Consider the following 20,792-nt stretch of genomic DNA (forward strand, 5'->3'; position numbering starts at 1 on the left):
CCGCAAAACTTGATGCTTAAAAAGCAAAGAGTAGCGTTCGAGCTTAGATTAGAATATTCAAGCCTATTGATGTTGTAAGTGACTAGCCACCGAACGGAGAACTCAAGTTGTTATGGCAATATCAACCATGGCTCTAACCCAGAGCCTCCTGACTTTCAGAGCGATGCAGCTTTTCTATCAAGCCTAAGCTTATACCTTTTGTGTTTATTGTACAAACAATGCAATCAAAAAGGCACAATTTCTTCTACGACGCTTGTCCCTTAGCTGTTGAACGCAATAGCGAATGTATGAGAAGCGTTGCCCAAAACCGAGAAGTTTGACTCCATAAAGTTAAGTACGTATAAGAAGCATGACAAACGAAACCTATATAGAACCCACCTTCCTGTTACCTGACTTAATCGAAATTCAGCGTTCTAGCTTCCGTTGGTTTTTAGAAGACGGTCTCATTGAAGAACTTAATAGCTTTTCCCCAATTACAGATTACACAGGCAAACTAGAGTTACATTTTATTGGTCAAAACTACAAACTTAAAAGACCAAAATACGATGTAGATGAGGCGAAGCGCCGTGATAGTACCTACGCAGTACAAATGTACGTACCTACACGGTTGATTAACAAAGAAACAGGCGAGATCAAAGAGCAAGAAGTCTTTATCGGCGATCTCCCCTTAATGACAGATCGCGGTACTTTTATTATTAACGGTGCAGAACGCGTTATTGTCAATCAGATCGTCCGCTCGCCAGGAGTTTACTACAAATCCGAAGTCGATAAAAACGGTCGTCGTACCTACTCAGCGAGCTTGATCCCAAACCGAGGTGCGTGGCTCAAGTTTGAAACCGACCGGAATGATTTAGTGTGGGTACGCATTGACAAAACGCGCAAGCTATCCGCACAAGTGCTGCTGAAAGCACTCGGACTTTCAGATAATGAAATTTTTGATGCACTGCGCCACCCAGAGTATTTCCAAAAAACCATCGAAAAAGAAGGGCAGTTTTCCGAAGAAGAAGCCTTGATGGAGTTATACCGCAAGCTACGTCCTGGCGAACCACCTACTGTACTTGGCGGTCAACAGTTATTAGACTCGCGCTTTTTCGATCCCAAACGCTACGACCTTGGTCGTGTAGGACGCTACAAGCTCAACAAGAAACTTCGCTTGAGCATTCCTGAAACGACACGAGTTCTTACCCCTAACGATATTCTCGCAGCAGTTGACTATCTGATCAACTTGGAGTTTGACATTGGTACCACAGATGATATCGACCACTTGGGCAATCGTCGAGTCCGCAGCGTTGGCGAATTACTTCAGAACCAGGTACGCGTGGGTTTAAACCGCTTAGAGCGAATTATTCGCGAGCGCATGACTGTATCGGATGCCGAAGCTTTAACTCCTGCGTCTTTGGTTAACCCCAAACCGCTTGTTGCGGCAATTAAAGAATTCTTCGGTTCGAGCCAATTGAGCCAGTTTATGGATCAAACAAATCCGTTAGCTGAACTCACACACAAGCGCCGCTTGAGTGCATTAGGTCCTGGGGGATTAACGCGCGAACGTGCGGGATTCGCAGTGCGCGATATTCATCCTTCGCACTACGGACGAATCTGTCCAATTGAAACCCCAGAAGGTCCCAATGCTGGTTTGATTGGTTCTTTAGCAACCCACGCTCGTGTTAACCAATACGGTTTTTTAGAAACACCATTTCGAGCCGTAGAAAACGGACGCGTCCGGTTCGATCTATCGCCAGTGTACATGACAGCAGACGAAGAAGACGATTTGCGCGTTGCTCCAGGCGACACTCCCGTTGACGAAAACGGTTATATTTTGGGACCGCAAGTACCTGTCCGCTATCGTCAAGACTGGACAACGACGACACCAGAGCAAGTAGACTATGTTGCGGTATCGCCCGTGCAAATTGTGTCGGTGGCAACAAGTATGATTCCCTTTTTAGAGCACGATGACGCAAACCGCGCGCTCATGGGATCGAACATGCAACGGCAAGCAGTACCCCTGCTCAAACCAGAACGTCCTTTGGTGGGAACTGGTTTAGAAGCTCAAGCCGCACGCGATTCTGGGATGGTGATTGTCAGCCGTACAGATGGAGTGATTTCGTATGTTGACGCTAACCGCATTCGCGTTCGTCCTGACGGAAACGGAACCGAAATTGAGTATCAACTCTCAAAATATCAGCGCTCCAACCAAGATACGTGTTTAAACCAAAGACCTTTGGTGCACAAAGGCGATCGCGTCGTTGCGGGTCAAGTTATCGCAGATGGCTCAGCTACCGAAGGCGGTGAATTGGCACTCGGTCAAAATATCATGATTGCCTATATGCCGTGGGAAGGTTACAACTATGAAGATGCCATCTTAATCTCGGAACGACTCGTTCAAGAAGACATTTATACTTCAATTCATATTGAGAAGTATGAAATTGAAGCAAGACAAACCAAACTAGGGCCAGAAGAAATCACGCGAGAAATTCCCAATGTTGGTGAAGACGCACTCCGGCAACTTGACGAACAAGGGATCATCCGCATTGGCGCGTGGGTAGAAGCTGGAGACATTCTTGTTGGTAAAGTCACTCCCAAAGGCGAATCAGATCAACCTCCTGAAGAAAAATTATTGCGCGCCATCTTCGGCGAAAAAGCTCGCGATGTCCGCGATAACTCCTTAAGAGTACCGAATGGGGAAAAAGGTCGCGTTGTTGATGTACGGGTATTTACTCGCGAACAAGGTGATGAATTGCCACCAGGCGCAAACATGGTGGTGCGCGTCTATGTAGCGCAAAAGCGCAAGATTCAAGTCGGTGACAAAATGGCAGGACGTCATGGCAATAAAGGCATTATTTCGCGCATTTTACCAGTTGAAGATATGCCGTACCTAGAGGATGGCACCCCTGTAGACATTGTGCTCAATCCCTTGGGTGTACCTTCGCGGATGAACGTCGGTCAAGTATTTGAGTGCTTACTCGGTTGGGCAGGACACAATTTAGGCGTGCGATTCAAAGTCACGCCATTTGACGAAATGTACGGTGAAGAGTCATCGCGAACCGTCGTTCATGGCAAACTGAGCGAAGCAAGCAAGCAGACCGGTAAAGATTGGCTATTCGATCCGGAAGCCCCAGGTAAAATCAAGGTATTTGATGGTCGTACGGGAGAGCCATTCGATCGCCCAGTTACTGTGGGAATTGCTTATATACTGAAACTCGTACACCTCGTCGATGATAAGATTCACGCGCGGTCGACCGGACCGTACTCCTTGGTCACGCAGCAACCGCTGGGTGGTAAAGCACAACAAGGCGGTCAGCGCTTTGGCGAGATGGAAGTATGGGCATTAGAAGCCTTTGGTGCAGCATATACCTTGCAAGAATTGCTCACTGTTAAATCAGATGATATGCAAGGACGTAACGAAGCACTCAATTCGATTGTCAAAGGCAAAGCGATTCCGCGACCCGGGACGCCAGAGTCCTTCAAAGTGTTGATGCGCGAACTGCAATCGCTGGGGTTAGATATTGCTGTCCATAAAGTCGAAACGCAAGCAGACGGCAGTACTACAGATGTCGAAGTCGATTTGATGGCAGACACTGGCAATCGCCGTACGCCTTCGCGTCCTACTTACGAATCCTTAACGCGCGAGGCACTAGAAGACGATATGTAATTTAAGTCTAGGGGTGAGAGGCAAAGTGTATATCTGTTCTCACCCTAACCTCTCTCGCTCCCTAACCTCTTATATATCCCTATTCCCTTCCAATTTCCAACTCCTTTGATATGAGACACGCGCAAACAACGCAGTTTGACTATGTAAAGATTGGCTTAGCTTCGCCCGAACGTATTCGGCAGTGGGGAGAACGTACCTTGCCTAACGGTCAAGTCGTAGGAGAAGTTACCAAGCCAGAGACCATTAACTACCGGACACTCAAGCCAGAGATGGATGGGCTATTTTGCGAGCGCATCTTTGGTCCAGCAAAAGACTGGGAATGTCACTGCGGTAAATATAAACGAGTACGGCATCGTGGAATTGTCTGCGAGCGCTGTGGAGTAGAAGTTACAGAATCGCGCGTTCGCCGCCATCGCATGGGATACATCAAACTTGCTGCACCCGTTGCACATGTTTGGTATCTCAAAGGGATACCTAGCTATATCTCAATTCTGCTCGATATGCCCCTACGCGATGTCGAACAAATTGTGTACTTCAACGCTTACGTTGTTCTGTCTCCTGGTAATGCTGAAACGCTAACCTACAAACAACTGTTAACCGAAGACCAGTGGCTCGAAATCGAAGACCAAATTTACAGCGAGGATTCGCAGCTTACTGGTGTAGAAGTTGGTATTGGTGCGGAAGCATTAGCACGCTTGCTATCAGATATCAATTTAGAAACTGAAGCCGAAAAACTGCGCGAAGAAATCGCGAATGCCAAAGGACAAAAACGCGCCAAGCTGATTAAGCGACTGCGGGTAATTGATAACTTTATCGCCACTGGCTCTAAACCAGAGTGGATGGTCATGACAGTCATCCCAGTCATCCCTCCTGATTTGCGCCCGATGGTACAGCTTGATGGCGGTCGTTTTGCGACTTCTGACTTGAATGATCTCTATCGTCGCGTTATTAACCGCAATAACCGCTTGGCAAGATTGCAAGAAATTTTGGCTCCTGAAATTATCGTTCGCAACGAAAAGCGGATGTTGCAAGAAGCCGTCGATGCGTTAATTGACAACGGGCGTCGCGGTCGAACTGTGGTAGGTGCCAATAACCGACCGCTGAAATCGTTATCCGACATCATTGAAGGTAAACAGGGTCGCTTCCGGCAAAACTTATTGGGTAAAAGAGTTGACTACTCAGGACGATCTGTCATTGTTGTCGGACCAAAACTTCACATCCACCAATGCGGTTTACCCAGAGAAATGGCGATTGAGTTGTTTCAACCTTTCGTCATTCATCGGTTGATTCGGTCAGGGTTAGTCAACAATATTAAAGCTGCTAAAAAGCTAATCTCGCGAGGCGATCCGAGCGTGTGGGATGTTCTGGAAGAAGTGATTGAAGGTCACCCCGTGTTACTCAACCGCGCTCCAACGCTACACCGCTTAGGAATTCAAGCCTTTGAACCGATTCTTGTGGAAGGGCGTGCGATTCAACTGCATCCACTTGTCTGTCCTGCGTTTAATGCTGACTTTGATGGAGACCAAATGGCGGTTCACGTGCCATTGTCCTTGGAGTCGCAAGCTGAAGCACGATTACTGATGCTGGCGTCTAACAATATCTTGTCTCCAGCAACAGGTAGACCAATTATTACTCCTAGTCAGGATATGGTCTTGGGGTGCTATTACTTGACAGCAGACAATCCTCATAGCCAGAAAGGTGCTGGACGTTTTTTTGCTTCGCTAGATGATGTGATCGTGGCTTACGAACAAGAGCAAGTCGCGCTTCATGCCAAAATATGGATGCGGTTTGATGGCGAAGTTGAAACAGCAAAACCAGATACCGAGCCTATCAAGGTTGAACAAAATGACGATGGCACAGTCACGAAACACTATCGCGAACGGCGTACCCGTGAAGATGCTAATGGAAATTTGATTTCTCAGTTTATCCAAACAACTCCAGGTCGCGTTATTTACAACAAGGTAATTCAGGAAGCGTTGCAGTAAAGCGGTAGGCTGAGCGCTTGCAGCTAATGACTGAATGCTAATCGCTAATAGGGATAGTAGAGAAATGGCAGAACAAAAGGGAATGATTTTTCGCAATCGGGTTGTTGACAAGGGGCAGCTAAAAAATTTAATCGCTTGGGCTTTTACTAATTATGGAACAGCTCGCACAGCAGCGATCGCTGACCGTTTAAAAGACTTGGGATTTCGCTACGCCACAAAAGCGGGTGTTTCCATTAGCGTTGATGACTTGATGGTGCCTCCCAGCAAGCGGGCTTTACTAGAAGCCGCCGAGGCAGAAATTCGCGCGACTGAAGAACGCTATACGCGCGGCGAAATTACGGAAGTCGAACGCTTTCAGAAAGTGATCGATACCTGGAATAGTACGAGTGAAGCGCTCAAAGATGAAGTTGTCGATCACTTCCGCGCGACGAATCCGTTGAACTCGGTGTACATGATGGCGTTTTCTGGGGCGCGGGGTAATATCTCCCAGGTGCGTCAGCTGGTAGGAATGCGCGGTTTGATGGCCGATCCTCAAGGTGAGATCATCGACTTACCGATTAAAACGAACTTCCGCGAAGGATTAACCGTAACCGAGTATATTATTTCTTCGTACGGAGCGCGCAAAGGGTTAGTAGATACCGCACTCAGAACCGCTGACTCAGGTTATTTGACGCGTCGTTTAGTAGACGTTGCGCAAGATGTGATTATTCGCGAAATCGATTGCGGTACAACGCGAGGAATATCCCTACGCGCAATGCGCGATGGCGATCGCGTGATAATTCCGCTGAGTTCGCGATTGTTGGGCAGAGTTGCTGCGACTGATGTTGTGCATCCACAAACGCAAGAAGTCTTGCTAGAGCGAAATCAGCCGATCTCTGACGAAGTAGCGACACAGATCGAGAAAGCAGGCGTTGAAGAAGTTATTGTGCGATCGCCACTGACGTGCGAAGCCGCGCGATCGGTATGTCAACACTGTTACGGCTGGAGTTTAGCTCACGCCGAAATGGTCGATCTCGGCGAAGCTGTAGGAATTATTGCGGCGCAAAGTATTGGCGAACCTGGAACGCAGCTAACGATGCGGACATTCCACACGGGAGGTGTATTTACAGGTGAAGTCGCTCGCCAAGTACGTAGTGAAGTAGAAGGAACTGTGCGCATTCCTAGCCGTTTACGGACTCGACCTTTCCGCACGCGTCATGGTGAAGATGCGTTGATCGTCGAAGCGAATGGTTCGTTAACGATTGAAGTAACTTCTGGGGAGAAAGTCACGATTCCAGTAACACAAGGTTCAACGCTGTATATTACCGACGGTCAAAGCGTAAAAGTGGGAGAACTTTTAGCCGAAGTTGCGATCGGCGGTCGTAATACGCGAGCGCATACTGAAAAAGCTACGAAAGATGTTGCTTCAGACTTAGCAGGCGAAGTTAAGTTTGCTGATGTAGTACCTGAAGAAAAAACAGACCGCCAAGGCAATACGACAACTACCGCTGCGCGCGGTGGCTTGATCTGGATTTTATCTGGAGAGGTTTACAACTTACCACCAGGGGCAGAACCATCAGTTATCAATGGTCAAAAAGTAGAAGCCAACAGCGTCCTAGCAGAAACACGACTCAACACAGTCTATGGCGGTACAGTGCGCATACCTACAGGAAACGTCAACAACGGCAAAGGTGGGCGAGAAATTGAAATTATCACCGCCTCTGTTGTTCTAGATACTGCCAAAGTACGTGTGGAACACAGTCAAGGTCGCGATCATTATCTGATCGAAACCAATAACAACCAAATGTTCTCGCTGCTCGCAACCCCAGGCACAAAAGTGCAAAATAATCAAGTAGTTGCCGAGTTAATTTCTGATGAATATCGCACTACGACTGGTGGCTTAATTAAGTATTCTGGCATTGAACTTGCGAAGAAAGGTAAAGCCAAGCAAGGCTACGAAGTTGTCAAAGGCGGAACAATCTTGTGGATTCCAGAAGAAACCCACGAGGTCAACAAAGACATCTCGCTATTAATGGTCGAAGATGCTCAATATGTTGAAGCTGGCACAGAAGTAGTTAAGGATATCTTCTGCCAAAACAGTGGCGTAGTCGAAGTCACTCAGAAAAATGATATCCTGCGCGAGCTAGTTGTGAAACCTGGTGAATTACTGATGGTCGACGATCCAGAAGCTGTGATGAGTCGCGATGGCACGTTCGGTCAACCAGGTGAGGAGATTTTACCAGGTCATACGCTCTCAGATTTACGTTACATCGAGTATGTCGAATCACCAGAAGGACCCGCATTATTACTGCGCCCTGTCACTGAGTTTGCGGTACCCGATGAACCCTCGGTACCTAGCACGCAATCAAGTGCCGGGGCAGGTCGCTCAATTACGCTACGAGCCGTGCAACGCGTTCCTTACAAAGACTCAGAACGGGTTAGATCGGTCGAAGGCGTAGAACTGCTAAGGACTCAATTAGTATTAGAAATCGAGCAGATGCAGTCACCTGAACACACAGGTTCGCCTATGCTGGCTGACATTGAGTTAGTTCCCGATGAGGAAGATCCCAATGTTCAACGCTTGCAGTTAGTGATTCTTGAATCCTTAGTGATTCGTCGCGATATTGCGGCGGATGCGACTCAAGGTAGTACTCAAACAAGGCTCCTCGTCGAAGATGGACAAACAATCGAACCTGGTGCTGTTGTCGCCCGTACTGAGATTCAGTGCAAAGAAGCAGGAGAGGTTCGCGGTATTCGTGAGGGAGCAGAAGCTATTCGGCGGATCTTAGTAGTTCGCTCTTCGGATCAATTTACAGTAACCACGAAAGAAAAACCTCACGTCAAGGTTGGTGACTTACTCATTGCTGGTCGCGAAATTGCTCCAGGAGTCGTCTTGAAAGAATCTGGTCAAGTCCTGGAAGTTAAAAGCCCAATGACAGCAAGTCAAGGTGCTACCGACGACACTGCTTTAGCAAGTAACAATTACGAAGTTGTTTTGCGCATTGCACGTCCTTATCGCGTTTCACCAGGTGCTGTCTTACAAGTTGAAGATGGCGGCTTAGTTCAACGTGGCGATAACTTAGTGTTACTTGTATTCGAGCGAGCTAAGACTGGAGATATCATTCAAGGTTTACCAAGAATTGAAGAACTCTTGGAAGCTCGTAAACCGAAGGAAGCTTGCGTTCTTGCACGTAGACCAGGAACAGTTGAAGTTGGTAGGTTAGAAGATGAAACAGTTGCGATTCGAGTCGTTGAAGACTCTGGCGCTGTGACAGAATATCCAATTGGACCTGGGCAAAATGCTGTCGTACATGATGGCGCAAGGGTAGAAGTCGGAATGCCGCTCACCGAAGGACCAGCAAATCCGCACGAGATTCTGGAAATTTTCTTCGAGTATGGCATGCAGCAAGGTACTTATGCAGCTGCTTTAGAAGCACTACAGCAAGTGCAAACCTTCTTGGTGAATGAAGTACAAACAGTTTACCAATCGCAAGGAATTGATATTGCTGATAAGCATATCGAAGTAATCGTGCGACAAATGACCTCCAAAGTCCGCGTAGATGATGGTGGCGATACGACAATGCTTCCTGGCGAGTTGGTTGAACTGCGACAGATTGAGCAAGTTAATGAAGCTATGAGTATTACCGGAGGTGCCAAAGCACAATATACGCCAATGCTCCTCGGTATTACCAAAGCATCGCTCAACACCGACAGCTTTATTTCAGCCGCTTCCTTCCAAGAAACGACGCGAGTTCTTACAGAAGCCGCAATCGAAGGAAAATCTGACTGGTTGCGCGGTTTGAAAGAAAACGTGATTATTGGACGATTAATTCCTGCTGGAACAGGTTTTAATGCCTACGAGGAATTAACAAGTCCCATGAGTGAAGATCTCTCGCTTGAGTCAGGAAGTGTCTTTGACGATGGCGAAGATTCGCTCGATGTCGTGCTTGATGACCGTACGGCTCGCGCCTACAACTTGGACGGTGGTTTGGGAGATAGCTTTAGCTTTGACCGTAATTCCTTCATCCAAGATGATGATGAGGACTTGATGATTAGTGATGAAATCGAGGACTTTGAAGCAGATGAGGATGATGACGAGGATGATTACGAAGAAGAGGATGATGACGATATCTAAGCAATAACAACCTCTCATCAGCTAATCTCAAGCTAAGATAGAAAGACCCTCTAAGCCAATTTTGGTTTGGAGGGATTAATTATAGTAAGGGTTAGGGACTATACCATTTCGCTTTGAAGTTTCTACTAGACCGCAGAGGAAGCAGAGAAGAAATTGATTGTAATTCTTATTCAGAGAAATGGTATTAGATTAATTGCTATAAAGCTTATGGCATTGCTGAATCAATGTATGAATCGTTAAGCAACCACGTTTGTATAAGCCTCCTAAATTCCCACAGGTAAGGAACTTTGGAACTTTGGGTTTCCCCAGAATTGAGGGTAAGGAGGCAAATCACACTTCTATTCAGCAACGCCAAGCTTATCGGCTCGAAACAGAAACTTGCTGTGGCTGATAGTTCGCACCTTGCTTAGTGGCACAAAAACCAAGCTCTCGCGTTTGATTTGGCGCGATATTTTTTGCCCAATTTTCTGGAGAAAGGATATAGTGCAATCGCTGCTTTTGGAATGTCGCGTTCCAAATATTGTTAATCGTTGCATCGCGCATCTGGAAATTAACTCGCCAATCGTCTATCAAAGTAGAACTTTGATTGGTGACTTGGAAACTTACACAAAACCCTGTTTGCCAATTAGATTGTAATTGAGTTGTCACTTTTAGCTTGCGAGAAGGACTTTGACGCGGATTGTTAGATGCGATCGCGTCTCTTTCTACAGCTGGAGCAAAAGGAATCTTTTCTAATAACTGACTTAGTAAATTTTGTTTGGGTACATTGATACTTTGCCAATCGTCTTGCAGAATCCCGCCTGTATCTTCACTATTAGGATTCCAACTCCAGTAGGTAAAGCTCAAATGATTATTTTGAATGTATTTTACAAACCGCTGCTGCCAAATACCTTCTTTAGATAAATTATCAACATAACGACCGCCAAACTCCCCAACTAAAATTGGGGCGATATTTTCCCTAGCAATATAATTAAACCCAGTTTCCCAACGATAGTAGAGATTATCAGGAAAAGTCCGCTCTGCAAACCAAGGCTGATTGTAAACTCCAGGACCGTATTCATGCGGAGAATAGACTAACTGACGAGGACGCGACAAACGCACAGGATAACGTCGTACGCCTTCAAGATTACCTCCTTGCCAATGTCTTGATAATCGTTGTCCAGGAACATTATTCTCGACACCTTCCACAACAATTAACCAGTTGGGATTGATAGCAAGAATCGCATTACCTGCACGTTCCGCCGCAAGTCGCCAATCTGTTGCTAAATCGTTAGTTCCCCAACTTGCACGACCGTGAGGTTCATTTTTTAAATCAGCACCGATGACATTAGCTTGATGCTGATAACGAACAGCTAGCATTTTCCATGTATCAATCCAGTCTTGTTCAGTAAATCCATCGCCATACCACAATTCAGGAATTCGCCGATCGTTTAACCGATGACTGTCTAATAAAATGAACAAACCTTGACGCTGTGCTTCTTGGATAATGCAGTCCATGACTTCTAAGGGCGTTTTCCCTTCAAGTTTTTGATTAGCACCAAGCTTGTAATCAATTCCACTAACAGTTGAACTTCTCAATGATTGTACGGAGTAGGGCAAGCGAATTGTGTTATATCCTAAACGCTTGATTTGAGCTAACATTTCTTGATAATCGCGCAGCCATAAACCATGCGGTGCATGTATCTCAGTTTCAATTCCAAACCAATTTACACCTCTAAGCAAAACTTGACTTCCTTTTGCATCAACAATTTTTGAGCCTTGAGTGGACAAAGGAAGCTGAATTGTTGAACTTGCGTGAGTTATTATTTTTGGATCTTGCCACAGTGCAGGAATCGCCAACACAGTTGTCGCCGTTAGCACGAATAAACATAGCAGTACAAATGTTGGCTGACTACGGCGTTGGTAAAATCTTGCCCTTCGTAAAAATTGCCGGACAAAACTTAGTTTGAATGGGTAAGCGCTGGCACGTAAAGCTTGAACTAATAGAGTCAATATAGAGACTAAAATGCGTGCTAAGTAAGGAAAATGAACTAAAAGGGGTTTTGTCATATTTATATATGTGCAGCAACTTAGTTACAGTTTTGTTAAGCATGAATTACGGATGCGCTTTGAATGAAATCAGAAATTTCTCGAATGTAAAAAAAATATCCGTGAAAACTGGTAACTTAGTAATTTTACTTAAATTTTTAAAGCATAACTAGCGTAAACTGAGCGCAAAACTCGCTACTAAGTATGACAAGCTTGAGTATCAAAAAGTGCCTGTATTTCAGAAGAGCGATCGCGCACTATTATCTTTCTATCGTACTTCAAACTCTGAAAACATAAGTATTTACTAAGATTTTATCATGTAGTAGCTAGCTAAACCACATAAAAATCCTTACAACAAATTTAAGTACTTACACGTAACTTTACTTTTTCTATACAGACAATCGCGTTGCGAAAGCTAAACTTGGTATAGAAAACAACGAGGCAATTAAATAGTAAAGCTAAAAATGCATCGCACGAGTAGCATATATATTGATAGATAATCGCTTAATTAGAGCCTAGTCTTTACTTTAGTTTTCCAAACATTCTTTCATTTTCTTATTTCTAACAACATCACTCACAAGTATTCAACATGACTGCATCTATCTTCAAAAAATTTGTTTTGCCCCCTGTACTTCTTTCAGCTGGAGTTTTTGCAACGCTGACATTACCGTTAGCTTTATTAGGTTCTAAACCTGTAGCAATTCAGTTACAAGAAGAACCAGTTTTTCACGGTCAACTCAGAGATATTGCGACTCCTTATCTTGGCTTAGCAAGCTTACTGAGTTTAGGGACAGGAGTTGCAAGTGTTGCAGTTGCGGGCTGGCAACAATCCTCACGTAAATCGGCGCAAGTAGAGCAGCAGTTGTCTGGATTGCAAAAACATTTACAAGAAAAAGAAGAATTATTAAAAGAACTCAAACTTTCTGAATCGCGTTTAGCAACTTTCGGATTAGATTCCTTCTTAGACGGTGAAATACCTAACACTGCTTCAGAAAAGGCGCCGTCTTCACCACAGCATTCATCGCAGCCCTTAGACGCTATCGAACCTTTCATTGTCATTGCAGAAGAACCAAACTCAACAGTTCAAGCTGCTACGGCACAATTTGCCCTAGCTCAAACATATCTTGCATACACGCAAACAACTTCTACTCAAAAGCAGCAACCACATGCTTCTGAGTCAGCCCCTGCGCCGGAAGTACCACCAGTAGAAGAACTGCAAGAGCAGTTACAGCAAATTATGGCTCAAATGGAAACTTTACATAAAGCTTTACAAACGAATACTTCAGCAAATTCTTCTACCTTTGCTACTCATTCCTGAACAATAAATGTTCGCAGGTGAAAGACAAACTTCTGCTGAGAATCTGATTTTGTGAAAAGCTACTTGGCAAACGAAATCAATCATTATTGACGCCAATAAGGCGTCTTTTTGTTTATGTATTAAGTATCATAAATTATGGCAACTACCTAAAAAAAATATTTAGCTAACGTAAAAATTCAGAATGCGAAAGAGGTGCATTTGATTGACTTGTTCTAATGACTTTTGGACGTGTTGTAGTACTAGAATTATCTAATGTAAGTTCTGAGCGATTTCCCCAACCGCCATTGATATCTTCTGGTTGAATCCTTGGAGGATTTGTTTTTCCAGAAGCCAAAGCAACAGGTAAAGATTGACTTGCTTGTACATACTCTTCTCCATCGGTACTAAAGCGAACTAAACTTCCTTGTAATTCTGGAGTTTGTTGCTGTTGTGTTGGTGTTAGTTGGCTTGAAGGTTTGTAAGTTGCAATAAAACTAACCGTTGTTGCTGGCTGTAGCAAATTTTGCAATGGGACTTCCATCTGCCAAGCTTCTTGGAAGCGACCATCTGGTGCAACTTGCCAAAAGTTGAGCGTAGTTTGCCATTTTCCAGCAGATACGAGTGCACTTTGCCGTGCCAAAATTGAGTAGGTGTTAGACAAGTTAAGATTCGATTGCTCTTGTGCAGGACGAAGGTAACGCACTGCCGTGACAACAATTCGACTATTGTCGGGTAGATTCGTGCTACCTGCGACACTGTAAACACCTGGACGACTTGTTGCTTTAATTTCATCGATCTTGAGTTCTACATCAGGTGACGAGGAACGGTACGAGCAGCTAACGCACAACAGAAGCAGTAAACTATAAGCTGTCGTCCGAGGGACAAGTTTAATTTTTTGTAAAATAAATTGATATAAATGGGTAAGCATAGCGCGATCGCCACAAATAAACGTTAATTTTTCCGTATTTTGCTCAAAAGTTTCAAAATAAGGCAAAAAACATTGGATACCAGTAGGTAGAGTTGTTTCTCAAGAGACAAAACAAACCACTGTTCCAGGATAATCTTGCTTTTTCAGTTCAACAAGAGACTTTGACAAAGAATTTTTATGAAACTTTGATGAACTAATTTAGTAGTCTTATTTACCTTCGTTGGGGCGCTTATTCTGCTAAATCTACGGTTACAAGCTATCGACTCAAACTTTTGTAGCAAGAATATCGACTCGCGAGATCTCGTCGATCGAAATAAGGTTTGTTAAAGTGGCGACAGTCTGCCTCTGAAAAATTAATAATCAGCCAAGTAACTAGGGTGTGATGAGCCAAACCGTACCTGATCGTCCTTTATTTGCCTTTTTGCATCGATTCAAGTTAATCAGCTTACTGAGTACAAGTGCGCTAGCTGCGTGCCTATTTGAAATCAGTGCCACACAACTCGCTCAAGCCGGTTTTGTGGAACAAGGTAAACGTCAAGTAGCACAACTGCCAAATTTACCACTGCAAAATCTCTCGCCATCCAATTTTACAGATTTTCAAACTCAGCAAGGAAATCCTACTCCTAGCACTGGCAATACTCAATTTTTGCCAATTCCTACTCCAATGCCAAATGGAGTTGTGCAATCTCCATCGGTAGTTCCAGTCAGAACCTGGCAGGAAGAACTTTCAGCGCGAAGTCAAAGTCCTTATCAGTTTCCGGTTGCGACACCACAGCCTTATACGCAAGGTATTGGAAATGCCCCAGGTGTCATACAGCAACCGCCTTATGCACCACAACAAGTTCCGAGCCACAATGCTTACCCTTATGGTGCGATCGGACAACCACTTTACGTCCAAACACCACCTACACCACTGCCAGTTCCTGCGAGTCCTGGAATTCCGCAGCCAAATTCCAGCAATGGTAATGCACTACCACCAGCACCAAGCAATAGCTTGAACGGCACAATGGTTCCTTATGCACCTGTGGGACAAGTACCGTACTTACCTCCAGCAATGCCGCAACCGAATGCGATCGCTGGTACAGCCGTGCCACTACCACCAGGCAATAATTCAAACGGCATGATGGTTCCTTACGCGATGATTCTCTATGCACCCGTAGGACAAGTACCGTACTTACCACCAGTAATGCCGCAACCGAATGCAATCGGCGGTACAGCCGTGCCACTACCACCAGGCAACAATTCAAACGGCATGATAGTTCCTTATGCACTGCCAGGACAATTGCCGTACTTACCACCGCCAGTAATGCCGCAACCAAATACTGTAGGAAATGCTGCGAGCCAAGGTAGTTTGACATCCTACTATGCTCCAAGTGGTATCCCTGTCGCCAATCCGAATCCAGCAATAGGGCAACAGCTACCGATGCAGAGTAATGTCTTTCCTCCTGTTGGTTCCTACGCCGCCCCAGTCACAACGCAATTACCTGCACTCCCCAATACAGCACCGCCGAGTGCGCCTAATCCAAACTTAGCGCCCATTCCGCAAACACCTGCCAACCCAGTTCCAGCACCACCAGCAACACAGCCTACGTTGGATAGCCAACCAGTCAGCGCTTCCGCTTTACAGTTACAAGGAGTCTATTCCTATCAAGGCGATCAGTCTTCAGCACGCGCCCGCGTTGGTGCAGTGTATCCTCTTGCGCCACGAGTTTTAGTAGGGGCTACAGTTGATTTAACTGATGGTACAGCGTTTGCTGATTCGCGTACTCAAGGATTGAACCTCAATGAGTTTTATTTAGCAACTTCGCTAGAAAACGTGCCTAACTTGCGGTTTGTGATTGGTCAACTTGACTTGACTTCATACTTTGACCGCAATAGCTTTGCTAAAGACGGAGCATCGCAGTTTTTTAACTCTGTGTTCCAAACCAATCCAGCGTTAGTAAGTGCGGGCGTCAACTCGCGTCCTGGAGCTTTGGTCAACTGGTCGATCTCGGACAACATTGAGGCTAAAGCTGCAGTGTTTTCCTCTGCGCGGGCAATTGGGGATTTTGCCCTCGATGGATTTGCCACCGAAGTCGGAATTCGCTATGGCAACGCGATTATTCGCGGGACTTATGCGACAGCGCGTGATGCGGGAACTCAAGACGGTTTCCAAGAAGCATTTCAGGTAGTAAGAAGTGACGGTGAAACAGGAATTTTGCGTGCCGATCGCGAAGAATCATACGGTGTCAACGCCGAAGTTTATATTCCGAATCTCAAAATGGGAATATTTGGTCGTTACGGTCGTTATGAAAACCGCGATTTAGACCTCGGAGGCGATACTTATAGTCTGGGTGTTAGCTTTTTGGATGTTTTTTCCCCAGATGATAGGCTCGGCTTAGCTTATGGGAGAAGTCTGTCGAATGATAAACTGCGTCGCCAAGCTGGGAATGATAGACCTGATGTGCTGGAGTTGTACTATGATTTTCGCTTTCTCTCCAATTTGCGATTGGGTTTTACATTTCAAGAACGCAACGACTTCTCCGAAACAATTTTCGGATTTCGACTTAAAACCGAGTTTAACGTAAGTCCCATCGAGAGTATATTCCAATGAGGCAGCTTTGTTCTTATCTAGTACCTTTGGCGCTGTGTGCAGGATTAATCGGCACTCCAGCTTTAGAAGTTGTGAATCTCGGTGTTCTTGTCGCGCAAGCACAAGCGCAACCACCCGAAGTGCGTAGAGGATATACGCTTCTGGATCGGGGTTTAGTCAAGGATGCGATCGCTGCTTTCCAACAAGCTGTCCGCCGCTATCCACAATCTATTCCGGCAAAACTCGGCTTGGCGATCGCCTATAGGCGACAAGGAGAAATTTCTGATGCGTGGGATACTTACCAACAAGTTTTGGCACAGGAACCTAATAATCAATTAGCGCTCAAAAGTGTTGGTCTTCTCGGTAGCTATCGCCCTGAGTGGCAAGTAAGTGGGATTGAAGCACTTACAACGTTGCTAAGTCTTAATCCCAACGACACCGAAGCCCGCGCGCAACGTGCGTTACTGTACGGCTACCAAGGGCGTTTTGCCGAAGCTTTAGCAGATTATCAAACTGTCTTAGCAAACAATCCATCACCAGAGATTTTACTGGGTGCAGCAGAAACTTATACCAACAGCGGTAACTATCAACAAGGTTTAGAATTGTTTAACCGCTATCGTGCGACTGGAAAATCCATTTCTGGCTATGCAGCGATCGCCTACGCGCGGGCTTTACGCCAAACTGGTAATGCCGCAGGTGCAATTCAAGTCCTCGAACCACAAGTGCAGGCTGCCCAAATTGACGATCGCATCATTCAAGTACGCGCTGAATTATCGTTAGCCTATTTGGCAAATCAACAGTTTACCGAGGCGCTGGCAATTTTAGATCCTTTGCAAGGTCGAGTTGATGCCATTTTACCTTTAGCGCGATCGCTCAATGAAATTCGTCTGCGAACGAATGCAGCCGGACTTGCAGAACGCGTTGGCAGCCTTTACAATCAAGCACTCGCGCAAGCTGTAACTCCTAATCCGCAACTTTTACGCGAAGCTGCTGATGTGTTTCGGGGTTTACCGCAAGGACAGCAAACCGCACTACAACTGTATCGTCAGTTAGCAACGAGTCAACCGAATGACCCTAGCGTTCAAATTCAAATTCTCTCGCTCGAACGCCAACTTGGATTCATCTCCCCTGCCGATCTCAAGGGAAGGCTGTATCAAGTTTTGCAAATTTTACCAACTGACCCTGCGCAACAACAACAGTTAGCACAAGCTTTAGCACAAATTGAGCCTCCAGGACCTGAATTTCTGCCTATCTATCAAAACTTACTGATAGCAGGTGTCAATCAACCGTTTCTGAACTTCCGCATCGCGCAGCTATTATTGCAAAACAACGACTTAGAAGGTGCAAAACGCGCTTTAGCCGCTTACGCAGCGACTCCCGCAGGCGCAACCGATCTTGCACCACAGTTACTTGCAGCAGAAATTGAGCGACGCGAAGGAAACTTAGCCGCAGCACAAACACGTTACCAAGCTTTAATTACAGGCAATATTCAAGATGGTGACGTTCTTAATGCCGCCCTGCAAGGACTCGCTGGCATTTACCTAAGCCAAAATCAACCTGAGAATGCACTAGTGCTTTACGATCAACTCCTCGCACGTAATCCACAAGATGCTAATGTGCAACTAGGACGGGCGAGTATTGCCTATCAAGCAAACCGAATCTCGGAAGCCCAAGCAGAAGTTGTACTTAATAGCTGGCTGCAAACGCAACCTACGAGTAACGCACCTGCTGAGTTATTTAGTTTAGTGGCTGCTCTACCTGCAAATCCGCAGCGCGAAAATCTATACAACGCGCTTTTGGCAATTGACCCGAACAATATCCCAATTCAAACGCGATCGCTCCAACTTCTTGCCTCCCGCGATCCCGCACTAGCACGCGCGCGAGTTGCGCAAATTGTTGCAAATAATCCAAACAATGTTGGCGTTTATTTCTTGCAAGGACAGCTAGCGCAGGCGATCGGCGATTTAAGTCTGGCGGACAAAGCTTATCAAACGATCTTGACAGCACAACCCTACAATGCAGACGCGCTATCTGCTCTAGGTGGTATTCGGTTCCAGCAACGACGCTTTGACTCTGCCCGACAGCTATATTCTCAAGTTTTGGCGCTCAATCCTAATGATTTAGCGATCCGTCGTACACTCGCAAGCTTAAGTGCTGCCCAAGATAAACCTTTGGCTGCGCTCGAACAAGTAGAACAGTTGCAAGTACAGCAAATTGCTAATGGAACACCAGATAACGAGCTATCGCGTCAACGGCAACAACTCCAAGAAAACTTCCTCCGACGACGCGGTTTTCAACCTTTCTGGGAACGGTATTAATAAAGTCGCAAGCAGTTCTTATTTAATGAAATGGTATGATGTCAAATTCGGTTGATTAGCGATAAAAAAATGGTCAACAAAGGTGACTAGTGACTAATAACTAGCAATTAACACTAATCACTAGCAACAATACTACTATTATGATTATTTAATTAATAAAATTTTTTATTGAATACTATAGCAATTAAAGAGATACGGATAACATGGTAAAAGAGTAATTCTGTTACCATAGCTTGCTTTTAACTTGAGATCTGATTTCTGACCCCTACTATACCACCGCACAATTACTGAACTCGAGCTTTATCTATTAGAAACTATATCAAAACTCTCAGTAAATTTGCGATTGGATATTGCCAAGAAGCAAAGCTAGATTTCAGTTATAGATTTTTATTTAATATTGAAAAACTAAGTTAGAGTATTCTAGCTTGAAACGTGCTATGAAATTTTTCAAAGGAGGAAAGTTTGTAATTTTATTATTTATTGATTATTAATTAATCAGCAATTTTATCGCGGATCGCTATTCTACATCAAGCAGAATTTATAATTTACGAACTTTTGTATTTATATCTTAGGTATTCAGTAAGATGCAGCAACTTGCTCAGGGTAAAAGTCAGATTCAAAATATGAGCTTTTTGCCTTTAAGTTCTGCACTTGCTGTCATTTTTGCTTTCATCGGGTTAAGTGTAAGTGGTTGTTTTTCTGGTTCATCAGTAGAACAATCCAAGTTACCACTGCATAGCACGCCAGTAGCGACGCCATCTCAATCACCTGTTGCAACTCCTGCAAGAGAAATCGACTTGGACAATTTACTGCAAGAAAGCTGGAATGCTTATCGGCAAAGATTTATTCAAGCTGATGGGCGGGTAATTGATCGGGAAGATAGCGATCGCTCTACCTCAGAAGCCCAAGCCTATGCCATGTTGCGGGCGGTGTTTGCGGACGATCCAACGACATTTGCTCGCACGCTCAATTGGAGTGAAAACAACCTCCAGCGTACGGTTGCTGGTAAACGCACGGATCAGTTGTGGGCATGGAAATGGGGTCGTGATGCGCAAGGAAACTGGGGAATTAGCGATCGCAATTTTGCAAGTGATGCCGATATTGATGCGATTACGGCATTAATTTTTGCATCGCGCCGTTGGCAACGTCCTGATTATCTACAGTTAGCACAAAGCAAGCTGCAAGATTTATGGAACTTGTCTACGGTTGCCATTCCGCAAGGGTCTCGTTATCTCATCCCAGGTCCTACCGACGCCTTTCAAGAGCGATCGCACCTGCTCATTCTCAATCCTTCTTACTTTGCACCTTACGCGTTTCGGATTTTTGCGCAAGTCGATCCTGCCCGTGATTGGCTGTCGCTTGTTGATAGCAGTTACCAGGTGTTAGAGGATTCTGCCAAATTATCTCGAGTTAATTTACCGAGTGATTGGGTCATTCTAGATACGCAAACAGGTGACTATCAAGCACTACCTGTATCGCATTCTTTGCGAACCGAATACAGTTTCAATGCGTATCGAGTTTGGTGGCGTTTGGCTTGGGATGCAGTTTGGTTTCAAGAACCACGAGCAACTCAATTTTTACAAAATCACCTCAAGCATCTGCAACAAACGTGGCATTCCACAAAGCGAATTCCCGCAAAAATCGACTTGCAAGGAAATCCGTTAGTTAATTACGAAGCAACGTCGCAGTATGCCATGCTCTATGCTGCCTTTCGCTTAATTGAACCAGCAATTGCAACTGAGATTCTGCAACAAAAACTTTTACCGCAGTATCAAAGTGGCATCTGGGAGCAGGATTCTGCTTACTACACGCAAAACTTGGCGGGATTAGGGTTACTTCCGCCTACCGAGTTCGCACAACTTTTACAACCTACCAAATAATATCGCACTTAATACTCACCG

The 20,792-nt window shown here is 45.2% G+C and carries 9 protein-coding genes; 7 read left to right on the plus strand and 2 right to left on the minus strand.

Going from position 1 to position 20,792, the window contains the following annotated elements:
- Positions 1-349 precede the first annotated feature (349 nt).
- The 3 genes from rpoB to B1A85_RS17135 all read left to right on the plus strand — a co-directional run bounded on the left by rpoB (position 350) and on the right by B1A85_RS17135 (position 9,748).
- A complete protein-coding gene (gene rpoB / locus B1A85_RS17125) occupies positions 350-3,649 on the plus strand; it encodes a DNA-directed RNA polymerase subunit beta (RefSeq protein ID WP_104547955.1) in 3,300 nt (1,099 codons plus the stop codon).
- A 110-nt stretch (positions 3,650-3,759) separates the two neighbouring features.
- Complete coding sequence (locus B1A85_RS25685; RefSeq protein ID WP_104547956.1) at positions 3,760-5,634, plus strand: DNA-directed RNA polymerase subunit gamma; 1,875 nt, start codon at positions 3,760-3,762, stop codon at positions 5,632-5,634.
- Between the two features lie 64 nt (positions 5,635-5,698).
- Positions 5,699-9,748: a DNA-directed RNA polymerase subunit beta' gene (locus tag B1A85_RS17135; protein ID WP_104547957.1), complete on the plus strand. Its 4,050-nt coding sequence runs from the start codon at positions 5,699-5,701 to the stop codon at positions 9,746-9,748.
- 357 nt (positions 9,749-10,105) lie between these two features.
- Here B1A85_RS17135 and B1A85_RS17140 read toward each other — a convergent pair whose 3' ends face one another.
- Positions 10,106-11,797, minus strand: coding sequence for a cellulase family glycosylhydrolase (locus B1A85_RS17140; protein WP_104547958.1), 1,692 nt, complete (start codon positions 11,795-11,797; stop codon positions 10,106-10,108).
- 568 nt (positions 11,798-12,365) lie between these two features.
- Here B1A85_RS17140 and B1A85_RS17145 point away from each other — a divergent pair.
- The gene (locus B1A85_RS17145) at positions 12,366-13,094 is read left to right on the plus strand and encodes a hypothetical protein (RefSeq protein WP_104547959.1); all 729 of its coding nucleotides are present in this window, start codon (positions 12,366-12,368) and stop codon (positions 13,092-13,094) included.
- Positions 13,095-13,257: 163 nt separating this feature from the next.
- Here B1A85_RS17145 and B1A85_RS17150 read toward each other — a convergent pair whose 3' ends face one another.
- Complete coding sequence (locus B1A85_RS17150) at positions 13,258-14,067, minus strand: hypothetical protein (protein ID WP_104547960.1); 810 nt, start codon at positions 14,065-14,067, stop codon at positions 13,258-13,260.
- Positions 14,068-14,383: 316 nt separating this feature from the next.
- Between B1A85_RS17150 and B1A85_RS24800 the strand changes: the two genes are divergently transcribed.
- The 3 genes from B1A85_RS24800 to B1A85_RS17165 all read left to right on the plus strand — a co-directional run bounded on the left by B1A85_RS24800 (position 14,384) and on the right by B1A85_RS17165 (position 20,771).
- Positions 14,384-16,594 (plus strand): carbohydrate porin, encoded by a 2,211-nt coding sequence (locus tag B1A85_RS24800; protein ID WP_210404533.1) that lies wholly within the window; start codon positions 14,384-14,386, stop codon positions 16,592-16,594.
- The gene (locus B1A85_RS17160; protein ID WP_104547961.1) at positions 16,591-18,891 is read left to right on the plus strand and encodes a tetratricopeptide repeat protein; all 2,301 of its coding nucleotides are present in this window, start codon (positions 16,591-16,593) and stop codon (positions 18,889-18,891) included. The genes B1A85_RS24800 and B1A85_RS17160 overlap by 4 nt, the downstream gene beginning before the upstream one ends.
- Before the next feature lie 584 nt (positions 18,892-19,475).
- Entirely contained in the window at positions 19,476-20,771 is a 1,296-nt protein-coding gene (locus B1A85_RS17165; protein WP_104547962.1) for a glycosyl hydrolase family 8, read from the plus strand.
- Positions 20,772-20,792: the final 21 nt, after the last annotated feature.

Origin of the sequence: Chroococcidiopsis sp. TS-821 (genome assembly GCF_002939305.1) — a bacterium.
GTDB lineage: Bacteria > Cyanobacteriota > Cyanobacteriia > Cyanobacteriales > Chroococcidiopsidaceae > Chroogloeocystis.